Raw genomic sequence first — 12,642 nt, forward strand, 5'->3', positions numbered from 1 at the left:
GCGGCCTCGTCAGGGCCGCGCCGCCAGCACCACCAGCCCGGCCACCGGCGCGCCGCTCTCATGGCGCAGGGTGTCCGGAGCAAGGCGCAGGATGGTCAGCCCCGCCGCGCTCAGCCCGTCCCGCACATGGCCCTCCGTATGGGCGTAGCGGCCGTGCGGGCTGACCCGCCAGGGCGCCCCGCCCTCCTCCAGCCGCTCCACCGTGAAGGCCAGCCGCCCCGCCGGCCGCAGCGCCGCGGCGGCCTGTGCGAGCACCCCCTTCAACGCGCCGAAGTAGCACAGCACGTCGGCGGCCACGATCAGGTCGAAAGCCGCCGGGCGCTCCGACAGGAAGGCGCCGAGCTCCGCCTCTTCCAATGCGTCGTACAGGCCGCGGGCGGCGGCGCGCTCCAGCATGCCGGGCGAGAGGTCCACCCCGACCAGACGCCGGGCGGGGCCGCGCAGGAAGGGGCCACACAGGCCGGTGCCGCAGCCGGCGTCCAGCACGTCCAGGCTTGAGTCCTGCACGGTTCTAACTTCGGTCAACGCCTCCGCGAGCAACGTCGGCGCGCGGTAGCCCAGCTCACCCAGCAGCTTGTCGTCGAACTCCCCGGCGAACAGGTCGAAAACCTGCCGGACATAGGCGTCGGACGCCCGTTCGCCGGCATCCAGCCCGGCGACGGCGGCGCCGATGTGGCGGGTCACCGGATGGTCGGGATGGTCGCGCAGCCACAGCCGGGCGAACCGCGCCGCCTCCTCGTGGCGCCCCTCCTCGTGAAGCAGGTAGAGGGCGCCGGACAGGTTGTCGTGCGCCTCGTCCCAATCGGGCCGAACCGCCAGGGCGCGGCGGTAGGCGGTGGCGGATTCGGTCAGCCGGTCGCCGTCGCGCAGCAGGTTGGCGAGGTTGTTGAACGCCTCGGCATAGGCCGGCTCCTCGACCAGCGCCCGGCGGAAATGCCGCTCCGCCGGCGCCGCGTCGCCCGCCGCCTTCAGGGCGGAGGCCAGATTGTAATGGACCAGCGGATGGTCGAGACCGCAGGCCAACGCCTCGCGGTAGGCGGCCACTGCCTCCTCCGCGCGGTCCAGGGCGCGCAGGACATTGCCCAGGTTGTTGTGCGCCTCCGCGAAGCGCGGGTTCAGCGCCAACGTGCGGCGGTAGGCCGCTTCCGCTTCCGCGGCCAGCCCGTCCGAGGCCAGGGCGTTGGCCTCCGCATAGAGGCGCATCGCCTGAGCGGCCAAACCACCCAGCCTCCCCACGCCACGGGCGAGCAGGCCCGGACGCGGCGATGGAGAACGGGGTGGATCGCTCGGCTCGGACACGGAACGGCTCCTAGGTGGGGCATGGACTAACAGCATCTTTACCGGGAACCGGTGAACATGGCACTCCCTTCCGGCAACAGACCGGCGGCAACAGACCGGCGGAAGGCCCCGCAACCCGGGGCCGGATTGGGCAGACGGAAAAGGCGAACCTCATGAACCAGCCCCCAGACCAGGCTTCGCCGACGACGCCCGAAGACGTCGCCGCCCGGCTCGGCCGCGCCGTCGCCCACCATCGGGCGGGACGGCTGGCCGACGCGGAGCGCGACTACCGCGCCGTCCTGGCCACCAACCCGCGCCACCCCGACGCGCTGCACCTGCTGGGCGTGCTGGCGCTCCAGGCCGGGCATCCCGGCCCCGCCGTCGAGCTGATCGAGGAGGCGATCCGGCAGACCGGCGGCGTCGCCGACTACCACGACAATCTGGGAAGCGCGCTCGCCGCGCTGAACCGCCACGCCGACGCGGCGGAGGCGCATCGCACGGCCGCCGCGCTGAATCCCCTGTCGGCGCAGCCGCGCCACAATCTGGGCAACGCCTTCCAGGCGCAAGCGCTGCCGGGATTGGCGGCGCTGGCCTTCACCGCGGCGGTGGAGCTTGAGCCGGGCTACGCCAAGGCCTGGTACAACCTCGGCAACGCGCTGCGCGCCCAAAACCGCCTTGCCGACGCCCTGCGGGCCTTCGCCCGCGCGGCGGTGCTGGCCCCTGCGATGGTCGAGGCCCATACCAACCTCAGCGACGCCTTGAGCGCCGCCGGGCGGCTGGACGAGGCGCTGGCCCAAGCCCGCGCCGCGCTGCGGCTGCGGCCCGACGACCCGAAGGCCCACCACAATCTCGGCACAGCCCTGCAACGCAAGGGCGCCTACGAGGGCGCGGAGATCGCCTACCGCGAGGCGCTGAAGCGCGCGCCCGGCAACCCGGTGACGCTGAACGATCTGGGCAGCGTTCTTCTGAAGCTGGGGCGCCCCGCCCAGGCCGAGCGGTGCTTCCGCAAGGTGCTCAGCCGTAACCCCCACGCCGTCGAAGCCATCCACAACCTCGGCAACGCGCTTCGGGCGCAGGGGCAGTTCACCAAGGCGGAAGCCTGCTACGAGGAGGCGCTGGCCCACGATCCGAACCTTGCCAGCGCCAGTGACAACCTCGCCGTCATCGCCCTTCTGCACGGACGGCTGGAGCGCGGCTGGGAGGGCTACGAACGGCGCTTCGCCGCCGGCCGGGTTCTGCCCGACCGGCGGATCGACGCGCCGCGGTGGCGCGGCGAAGGGCTGCGCCGGCGCCGACTGCTGATCTGGCGGGAACAGGGGATCGGGGACGAGATCCTGTTCGCCTCCTGCTATGGCGATGTGATCGCCTGGGGCGGCGGGCCGGTGACCATCGAGACCGATCCGCGGCTGGTCGGCCTGTTCGCCCGGTCCTTCCCACGCGCGACGGTGCGGGCGGAGACGCTGGACGCCAAAGGGCGGGAAACCATGGTTCCCCCCGATGTCGACCTTCAGATTCCGGCGGCCAGCCTGCCCGGCCTGTTGCGGGGAACGCTCGCCTCCTTCGACCAGTTCACACCCTGGCTGAAGCCCGATCCGGCCCGCACCGCCCTGTGGCGGGGCCGGCTGGATGCCCTGGGGCCGGGTCTGAAGATCGGAATCGGATGGCGCAGCCAGCTGGCGACGCCCGAGCACAAGGGCGCCTACACCACGCTGGACCAGTGGACGCCGCTGTTCGCCCTGCCGGGCGTGGTGTTCGTCAATCTGCAGTATGACGACTGCGCGGCGGAGATCGCGGCGGCGGAGGCGCGCTTCGACGTGACCATCCACCGTTGGGATGATCTGGACCTGAAGGACGATTTCGAAGCGGCGGCGGCCCTGACCGCCAATCTCGATCTCGTCATCACCCCGGCGATGGCGGCGGGCGAGCTGGCCGGCGCCTTGGGCGTGCCGGTGTGGCGCTTCGGGCACCGCGACTGGACGCAGCTTGGCACCGGCGTCCGCCCCTGGTTCCCGACGATGCGCCTGTTCCAGCCACGTCCGGGCGAAACCTTCGACGAGGTGCTGGCAGGCATGGCGCGCGTCCTTGCCGCGATGCGGCCCGCTCCGGCCCCTGTTCCCGACCGCGCAGACATTCTCCGCTCGCCGCCGCCGCCCGTCGCCGATCCGGAAGCCTTGCTGAACCACGCCATCGCCCTGCACCGGGCGGGGCGGCTGGACGACGCCATGGCGGCCTATCGCGCGGTCCTCGATCTGGCGCCACAGCACGGCGACGCCCTCCATCTTCTCGGCCTGACCCAGCATCAGGCCGGCCGGCACGCGGAGGCGGAGCGCAACATCGCGGCGGCGCTCCGGACCGATCCGGATTTCCCCACGGCCTGGAACCATCTGGGCCTCGTCCGGCAGTCGCTGGACCTCCCGGACCAAGCCCTCGCCTGTTTCCGCCGGGCGATCGCGCTGCGCCCGGACTTCCCCGAGGCGATGACCCATATGGGGTTGGGCATGAACGGGCCGGAGCGGCTGGCCGAGGCCAAGCGCTGGCACCGCCGGTCCATCCATCTCGCACCGGCCAATCCGGCGGCCCACACCAACCTGGGCTTCGCCTGCGAGGTGGAAGGACGCTTCGACGACGCAGCAGCCCATTACCGGCGCGCGCTGACCCTGCGGCCGGACTCCGCCGACACCCTGAACAACCTGGGCACCCTCGCCAAGATGGCGGACCGGCCAGCCCTCTGCCGGCATTTCCTCGACCGTGCCCTGCGGGTGGCCCCCGGGCTGGCACTGGCCGCCTGGAACGTCGGGCTGCTGGCCCTGGCGGACGGCGACCTCGTCACCGGCTGGGCCGGCTACGGGCGGCGTTTCTCCGCCCGCCAGCTTCAACGGGCGCGCCGCATCGGGCTGCCCGTCTGGAATGGGGAGTCTCTGCATGGGCGCCGCCTGCTGGTCTGGCCGGAACAGGGGCTGGGCGACGAGATCCTCTTCGCCTCCGTCTTCGGCGACCTGAAAGACAGTGGCGGAACCGTGGTCCTGGAATGCGATGCGCGTCTGGTGTCCCTCTACGCCCGCGCCTTCCCCTGGGCGGTCGTGCGGGCGGAGTCCCTCACCACCGATGGGCGGGAGCGGTTCGACCCGCCGGACTGCGACCTTCAGATCGCCGCCGGTTCCCTGCCCGCCATCCGGCGGGACCGGCTGGAACGCTTTCCGGCCCGCCCGTCCTTCCTGTCCCCCGATCCGGAGCGGGCTACCCTCTGGCGGGAGCGGGTGGAGGCGCTCGGCCCCGGCCTGAAGGTGGGCATCAGTTGGCGCAGCCAGATCATCACGGCGCATCGCGAAGGTGCCTACACCCGCATCACCGACTGGCTGCCGCTGCTGGAGGTGCCGGGTGTCCGCGTCGTCAACCTGCAGTACGGCGACTGCGCCGCCGAACTGGCCTCCATCGAGCCCGACGGTGCGCGGCGTGTCCATCGCTGGGACGACCTGGACCTCAAGAACGACCTGGAGGGGGTGGCGGCCCTGATGGCGGCGCTCGACCTCGTCATCCTGCCCGCCACCGCCGCCGGAGAACTGGCGGGTGCCCTGGGGGTACCGGTCTGGCGGCTGGGTGGCCGGGACTGGACCTGGATGGGCAGCGGCGCGCGGCCCTGGTTTCCCACCCAAAGGCTGATCGCCCCGCTCCCTGGCGAGACCTCCGCCGATATGATCCGCCGAATTGCCCGGATGCTGACCCGGATGGCGCCGAGCCTTATCCCTAATAGGTTATGACCTGGCAAGAAAACTCAATCTTTCGGTATAATCCCGCAACGAATGGCAAGAGGCAGTCCTATGCGGCGGATTGTCCTACTCCCCATCGTAAGGGGCGGTCACTCCCCGTCTTTGGAGTACTAGGACAAAAGTTTGGGGTTGTTTGGCGGCACGGATGGGTGAACACTATGGTTTCCGGCCTGCCGGACTTGGCAGGAGCCGGTTCGATCTGACGGAGAGCAGCCCATGCACACTGATGCTCGCCTATCTTCCTTGCAGGAAAAGCACCTGCGTCTCGACCGCGCCATCCTCGACGAGGAGAAGCGTTCGTGGCCTGACGATAGTGCCATCAAGCGGATGAAGCTCGAGAAGCTCCACCTCAAGGAAGAAATTGATCGCTTGGCCAGAACCAGTCACAGGGTGAATTAACACCCTTCCGGATCGATCCGATTCGAAAAGTCGGGAGCGGCGGACGGTTCGCTCCCGGCTTTCTTTATCAAATGTTCGCGCTGTCGCGCCTGGGCGCAGCGCAAAGCCTTGCCAAACGGCGTGCGATCATTGGCAATGCGCCGGACGCCGGCTGTCCCGGCGGTGCGGTGATCAGCGCCATGGTCGGGAACCAGGGCCGCGCCCCGGTGCCGAGCGCCGTCCAATCCCCCTGCGGCCCGAACCGCCAGACCGGTACGCCCAGCCCTCCCGCCAGTTCCCCCACCGAACTTGCCGGCGTGATGACCAGGTCGAGCGCCGTCATCAAAGCCGCCACGCCGTCCAGGTCGTCCTTCAGGTCGAGATCGCCCCAGCGGTGGATGGTCACCCCGAACCGGCGCTCCGCCTCGGCGATCTCGGCAGCGCAGTCGCCGTATTGCAGAGTGACGAAGACCGCCCCCGGCAGCGCGAACACCGGCCCCCACGCGTCCAGCGGGGCATAGGCTCCGCGGCGCTCCGCCGTCATCAGCCCGCTGCGCCACGCGATTCCCACCTTCAGGCCGGGGCCGAGCGCGTCCACCCGCTCCCGCCATTGGGCGGCCCGCTCGGGATCGGCGGTCAGGAAGGACGGGCGCGATGGAAAGCGGTCGAAGCGGGGCCGCAGCCAGCGCGGCAACGATCCCATGGCGACATGGCGGTCGATTCCGGCGCAGGGCGCCTCGGGGTCCGCCGGGGCCGGTCGCCACTCCGCGCGGGGAAAGGACCGCGCGAACAACGGCACCAGCCGCCGGTCACACTCCACCACCACGGCGGCGGCCCGCGCGATCAAGTCGTCCAGGCAGCCGGCGAATAGGATCTCGTCACCGATCCCCTGCTCCGCCCAGACCAGAAGGCGCAGACCGGCGGGGTCCTCCCCCTCCCAGGCCGGGACGGCGACGGCACGGGCGGCACCGGACAGCTCACGGGCACGGAAGCGCGCGTCATAGCCGGCCCAGCCCGCTTCCAGTCTGCCGCGGGCAAGATCCAACAGGCCGAGGTTGAAGGCCGCCGCCGGGTGCCCCGGTTCCACCCCCAGGGCGCGGCGGCACCAGCGCTCCGCCGCTGCGGTCTCGCCCCGGTCGCGCAACAGCCGCCCCAGATTGGCCAACGCATCTCCTTGCGCCGGCGCCAGGGCGAGCGCGCGGACCAGGGTCCGCCGGGCCTCGTCCGGCCGTCCCGCCCGGCGGAGCGCCACCCCAAGGTTCAGCCAGCCGTCCTCGCGTTCCGGCGCTAGGCGCAGGGCATGGCGATGGCGCTCCTCGGCCGCCTCCAAGGCGCCAAGCCGGGTCAGCACCGCACCCCAGTTGTCGTGCGCCTCCGCCAGCGCGGGGTCGGCCAAGGTCGCCCGCCGGTGGGCCTGCGCCGCGGCGCGCAAATCATGCACCGCCTCCAGCGCGTTGCCGAGGTTGGTCAGTGCCGCCGCGGCGCCCGGTTGCAGGGCGAGCGCCAGCCGGAACCGGCGCACCGCCTCCGGCGCACGGCCAAGCGCCATCAGCACGGTCCCCAGGCTCGACTGGGCGGCCCCGTAGGCCGGCAGCGCGTCCAGGGCACGGGCGATGCGCCCCGCCCCCGCAGCGGAGTCGCCGGACTGGTGCGCCAGCAATCCCGACAGGTGGAGCGCGACCGGGTGGTCCGCGCGCGCCGTCAGCACACGCTCGTACAGCGGAGCCGCCTCGGCCAGCCGCCCGTCCCGATGATGGGCGGCGGCGGCTTCCAGCAGGAGGTCCGGGGCAATCGCGACATCCCCGGGTGGCGGTTCGTCGTCCGCCGGCATGAGCCGGCGCAGCGTGATCGCCATCCGGCCCATCACGGCGTCCAGCCCTTCGCCGGGGCGCGGCTGGAAGAGTCGCATCGACGGGAACCAGGGACGGACGCCGGTGCCGAGCTGCGTCCAGTCGCGGTGCCCGAACCGCCACACCGGCACACCCAGGGCGCCGGCCAGCTCGCCGGAGGAGACGGCGGGCGTGAGGACGAGATCGAGATTGGCTGTCAGGGCCGCGGCACCCTCGAAATCGTCCTTCAGGTCCAGATCGTCCCAGCGGTGGATGGTCACGCCGAAGCGCGCCTCCGCCGCCGCGATCTCCGCCTCGCAGTCGCCATATTGAAGATTGACGAGCACCACTCCGGGAACCGAGAACAGCGGCGCCAAGGCGTCGAGCGTGACGTAGGCGGCCCGCCGCTCCCCGTCCATGATCTGGCTGCGCCACGCGATACCGACCTTCAGTCCCGGCCCCAGAGCGGCCAGCCGATCCCGCCAGCGGTCCAGGCGTCCGGGCTCAGGCACCAGCCAGGGCTGGGCCGGAAACCGCTTCCAGTCGGACCGCAGCAACCGCGGCAGCGACGCGGCGGCAACCTGCACGTCCACGTCGCGCGGCTCCACGGTCGGCGGACGGACCGTCGCTCCGGGGAGGGAGCGCGCGAAGAGCGACACCAGACGGCGGTCGCATTCGACCACCAGATGCCCGGCGCGGCGCAGCAGATCGGGATAGCAGGAGGCGAAGAGAATCTCGTCGCCCACCCCCTGCTCCCGCCAGACCAGCAGGCGGGCGGAGGCGATGTTCTCGCCGCGCCAGGGCCGCGCGGCGAAGCGTCGCTTCTGGTCGCGGAACTGGGGAGTGTCGAAGCGCCAGTCATGCTCCGCCCATCCGGGGCGAAGCTCTCCCTGCTCCAGAAGCAGGAGCGACAGGTTGTAATGAGCGGTCGGCAGCGCCGGATTGATCCGGATGGCTTGGCGGTAGGCGGCGATGGCCTCGGCCGGGCGCTGCCGCCGCGCCCAGTGCATGGCGAGATTCGCCTGGGCCTCCGCCATCTCCGGCGCGCGGTCGACCGCCCGGCTGTGGCAGGCGAACGCCTTCTCGACGCGCCCCAGCCGGTCGAGCGCGCTGCCCCGGTGGCTCCAGGCGATGGCGGCGTCCGGTGCGGTCACGGTGGCACGACGCAGCAGCCTCTCCGCCTCAGCGGGCTGATCGGCCCTCAGGCGGAGCGCGCCGAGACCCACCAGCGCGTCCACCTCCGACGGCGTCAGGGCAAGCGCCCGCCGATGGCTCCACTCCGCCGCGGCCCGGTCCTCGCGCTCGGCGAGCAAATGCCCCAAATGGGTGTGCGCCACACCGAGCGACGGGCGGATCCGCAGGGCGCGCCGCGCGCAGGCCTCCGCTTCGTCACCCGCGCTGCGCTCCCGCAGGAGGGCGGTTCGGTTGAGCCAATGCTCTGCCGCGTCCGGACGGAGCAGGACGGCGTTGCGTTGCGCCGCCAGAGCGGAGTCGTGCCGGCCGGCCGCCTTGCAGGCATCGGCCAGCGCGGCATGGGCGGCGGCGTTGTCGGGATCGGCCTTCACCGCATGAGCCAGCACCACCGCCGCCTCCCCGGCATCGCCTTGGCGAAGCCGCAGAATTCCCAGGAGATGGAGGGCCACGGGATGGTCCGGAACGGAGTCCAGCGCCGCCCGGCACTGGTCTTCGGCTTCCTTCAGCGCCCCGGCGCGGTAGCCGGCGACGGCCTTGGCGACCAGTGGAGCGACATCCACGGGCGCCGCGGGCGGGCGGCTTATCACGCCCTCGACCGGCCGCGCCAGACCGCGCAGTGTGTCGGCGATCCGCGCCATGACAGCGTCCAGCGTCTCGCCGGGACGCGGCTGGAACAGGCGCATCGTCGGGTACCAGGGGCGGACGCCGGTGCCGAGCTGCGTCCAGTCGCGGGCGCCGATGCGCCAGGCCGGTACGCTCAGGGCCCCCGCCAGTTCACCGGTGGACACGGCGGGCGCGATGACCAGATCGAGCGAAGCGGTCAGGGCCGCCGCGCCTTCGAAGTCGTCCTTGAGATTCAGGTCGTTCCAGCGGTGGACGGTCACGCCGAAACGCGCCTCCGCCGCCGCGATCTCCGCCTCGCAGTCGCCATATTGAAGATTGACGAGCACCACTCCGGGAACCGAGAACAGGGGCTCGAACGCTTCCAGAGTGATGTAGGCGGCCTTTCGTTCGGTGGTCATCAACTGGCTGCGCCAGGCGACGCCGATCTTCAACCCCGGCCCCAGGGTGGCCAACCGCTCCCGCCAGACGGCGAGGCGTTCCGGGTCGGGGACCAGCCAAGGACGGGGCGGGAAGCTCGCCAGGTCCGGACGCAGAAGACGCGGGAGAGCGCCCGCGGCGATGTGGGCGTCGCCATCCGGAGAGACCAAAGTCTCCGTTCCATCCGGAGCCGCGGCTTCGCCCCGGACGGTGGCCCAGGGAAAGGAGCGGCTGAACAGGCTGACCAGCCGAGGGTCGCATTCCAGGACAACCTGACCGATCCGGCCCGCCGCCACCCGATCCGCCAGGACGGGATAGCAGGAGGCGAACATCAACTCGTCCCCCACCCCCTGCTCGCGCCAGATCAGAAGGCGGCGGACGGTCGCCGCATCATCCCGCCAGAGCGGCGCCGCGATGGTGCGCTCCGGATGCCCCTTGGCCTTGAACCGGTCCTGATAGGCCTCCCAGCCCTCCGACAGATTGCCGCTCGCGAGGCTGACCAGGGCGAAGTTCAGCCGCGCCGCCGCCAGGGTCGGGTCGATGCGCAGGGCACGGCGTAGGGTTCGCTCCGCCTCCACAACGCGCGTCGACTGCCATTGCAGCATGCCGAGGTTGGCATAGGCTTCCGCATGCCCTGGGTCGATGGACAGGGCGCGCCGATGCGCGGCCTCCGCCTCTCCGTTCTGTCCCAGCACGTTCAGGGCAAGACCCATTGTGGTCCATGCGATGGCGCTCCGCGGGGCCAGGCGCACCGCACGCCGGTGCAGGCGCAGCGCGCCCTGCCAGTCGTCCCAGTCCTTGAGGACGTTGCCGAGGTTGGTGTAGCTGTCGGGATAGTCTGGCTGAACGATCAGCGCCCGCCGGTACAGCGCCTCGGCCGCCTCCGCCCGGCGCGCGACCCGGTGGGAGTTGCCGAGATTGTTCAGCGCCTTGCCATAGTCCGGCTGAATGATCAGCGCCCGCCGGAAGACACCGGCGGCCTCCCCTGGCCGCTCCACGCCGTCAAGGCCGGTGCCCAGGTTGTTGAAGGCCACCGCATCGGTGGGACGCAAAGCGATGCACGTCCGCAGCACCGTCACCGCGGCGGCGTGGTCCCCCAGATCGAGCAACGCCACGCCGAGATTGTTCCACGCCCCCGCCAGCAGCGGGTCCTGGAGCAGCGCCTTTCGGTAGCGGGCGACCGCTTCCGCCAGCCGCCCATCCCCCTGAAGCGCACTGCCCAGATGGAAGAGCAGCCGCGCGTCCCGGCCCGTGTCGGCATCCACCGCCGGAGCCAGAACCGCCGCCGCCTCGGCGAAGTCTCCGCGCTCGTTCAGAAGTGTCCCCAGATCCCGCGCCACCTCGCGGTCCGTCGGATCATCGGACAGGGCACGGCGCAGGCACAGCTCCGCGTCCGGATGGTTCAGGACGCGCAGCACGAGCGCAAGGCTGCGCCAAGCCTCGGCATGGTCCGGCTGTGCCTGGACCACCCGGTAGAAAGCCAAGGCGGCCTCGCTCAGGCGACCGCGGCGGCGAAGGAGCACCGCCAGATCGAAGCGGGTCGCGGTGCGCCCGGGATCGGCGCGCAGCGCCGCCTCGTAAGCGGCGATGGCGTCGTCGATCCGTTCCTGCGCCTGCAGAAGCAGACCGAGATTGCCGAACGCCTCCGCATAGCCGTCCTGAAGCGCGATGGCGCGACGATAGGCGCGGACCGCATCGTCCGGACGGCTCCGGTCGGCCAGGACGTTGCCCAGGCTGTTGTAGGCGGCGGCGAAGGACGGATCGATGGCCAGGGTCGCACGGAAGCACACCGAGGCTTGCGCAGCCTGACCGGCCTGATAGGCGGCGATGCCGGACAAGTGGCGGGCATCGGTGTGGGATGGGTCGGCGGACAGGATGCGGCCGTAGAGTGCCCGTGCCTCGTCCAGATTCCCCGCGCGATGCTGTGCAATGGCGTCGGTCAGAACGTCGTCCGCCGATCGGCCGTCCCAACCCTGCAGGTCCGCTTCGATCACGGTGCCGGATCGACCGCCGGGCTGTCCGCCGCACCTTCGGCGTTGGGTGACGCCTCGGACCCGCCCTTGAACATCTTCCGGCAGATTTTCAGGGCGCGGTAATGGTTGCGCGCCTCGACCAACCGTTCGATCTCATCGAGGTCGTCCCGGCAATCCGGCCGGGCTTCGCGCGTCTCCGCCAGAATGGAGGCGAAGCGTTGCAGATTGAGCACCGCATCTTCCGGGAAGATATAGATGAGCTGAATGACGAAATAGAGCTTCTTCTCGATGCAATCGATCTGCTCTTCCTTCAACACCTCTCGCCCACGAAGGAAATTGGCGGTGTTGTAGAGGAAGAAAGAGCCGGGACGATCGCCGGCCCCGATGACCGCACCGTTGATGATGACCTTTTCATTGGGGCGGAGAACGAACTTCAGAGGCATGAAACGGACCCGGTCCTTGTCTCGGCGGCGCGCGGAAGCGGAAAGCGATTGCCGGAAAGCGCCGCACCAAATGAAACGGGCGGCGGCTTGCGCCGCCGCCCGCCGGGCGTAATCCTACCCGAACTCTCAGGCTTAGAACAGACGCAGGATCGACTGCTGCGACTGGTTGGCCAGCGAGAGGGCGATGGTGCCGAGCTGCTGACGGGTCTGCAGCATCAGCAGGTTCGCACCTTCCTCGTTCTGGTCGGCCAGCGTCAGCTTGCTCGCGCCTTCCGTCAGCACATCGCTGAACTCCTTGGTGAAGTTCTCACGGGTCGTGATGACGTTCAGGTTGGTCGACAGCGTCTGCGAAGACGACCGCAGGTTCTGCTTCGCGTAGTCGATGCTGGCGACCGCCTTGTCGATGTCGGCGCGGTCGGTCCAGTCGTTCTGCGCGTAGTCCAGACGCAGGCCCTGGCCGCTGGTGGTCAGGTTCTGGGCCTTCACCGTGATCGCGTTGGTGTTGCGCTCGTTGAGCTGCACCGTCAGATCGTTGGAGGTGTTGGCGTCGGTCACCTGCACCGAGACCAGGTTGGCCGCGGAGTTGGCCGCCGCCGCCTGCTTGATGCTCTTCTGATCGACGTTGAAGCGCACCGTGCCGGTGTCGAACGCGTAGGCGTTCTCGCCGTCCGACAGCTTGCCCTCGCCGCGCTTGGACATGCCGTCGCGGGTCACCGTGGCGCCGCTCAGGTTGCTGACC

6 protein-coding genes are annotated in these 12,642 nt (G+C 70.7%); 2 read left to right on the top strand and 4 right to left on the bottom strand.

Annotation, left to right across the window (positions count from 1 at the left end):
* Positions 1-9 precede the first annotated feature (9 nt).
* Positions 10-1,299: a class I SAM-dependent DNA methyltransferase gene (locus Q4I23_RS12430; protein WP_498526432.1), complete on the bottom strand. Its 1,290-nt coding sequence runs from the start codon at positions 1,297-1,299 to the stop codon at positions 10-12.
* 152 nt (positions 1,300-1,451) lie between these two features.
* Between Q4I23_RS12430 and Q4I23_RS12435 the strand changes: the two genes are divergently transcribed.
* Both Q4I23_RS12435 and Q4I23_RS12440 read left to right on the top strand, forming a co-directional pair.
* Positions 1,452-5,036: a tetratricopeptide repeat protein gene (locus Q4I23_RS12435; RefSeq protein WP_498526433.1), complete on the top strand. Its 3,585-nt coding sequence runs from the start codon at positions 1,452-1,454 to the stop codon at positions 5,034-5,036.
* A 225-nt stretch (positions 5,037-5,261) separates the two neighbouring features.
* A complete protein-coding gene (locus tag Q4I23_RS12440) occupies positions 5,262-5,444 on the top strand; it encodes a YdcH family protein (protein ID WP_040134215.1) in 183 nt (60 codons plus the stop codon).
* Between the two features lie 67 nt (positions 5,445-5,511).
* On the opposite strand, the gene Q4I23_RS12445 is transcribed toward Q4I23_RS12440, so the two are convergent.
* The 3 genes from Q4I23_RS12445 to Q4I23_RS12455 form a co-directional block, all read right to left on the bottom strand.
* Positions 5,512-11,481 carry a tetratricopeptide repeat protein gene (locus Q4I23_RS12445; protein WP_498526434.1) on the bottom strand — a complete coding sequence of 1,990 codons (5,970 nt, stop codon included), beginning with the start codon at positions 11,479-11,481 and terminating at the stop codon, positions 5,512-5,514.
* Positions 11,478-11,903, bottom strand: coding sequence for a flagellar biosynthesis repressor FlbT (locus Q4I23_RS12450; protein WP_454016806.1), 426 nt, complete (start codon positions 11,901-11,903; stop codon positions 11,478-11,480). Before Q4I23_RS12450 ends, Q4I23_RS12445 begins: the two co-directional genes overlap by 4 nt.
* A 132-nt stretch (positions 11,904-12,035) precedes the next feature.
* A partial coding sequence (locus Q4I23_RS12455) for a flagellin (protein ID WP_498526435.1) occupies positions 12,036-12,642 on the bottom strand: 607 nt, incomplete at its 5' end.

Source organism: Azospirillum sp. UFLA03-27, assembly GCF_059803775.1.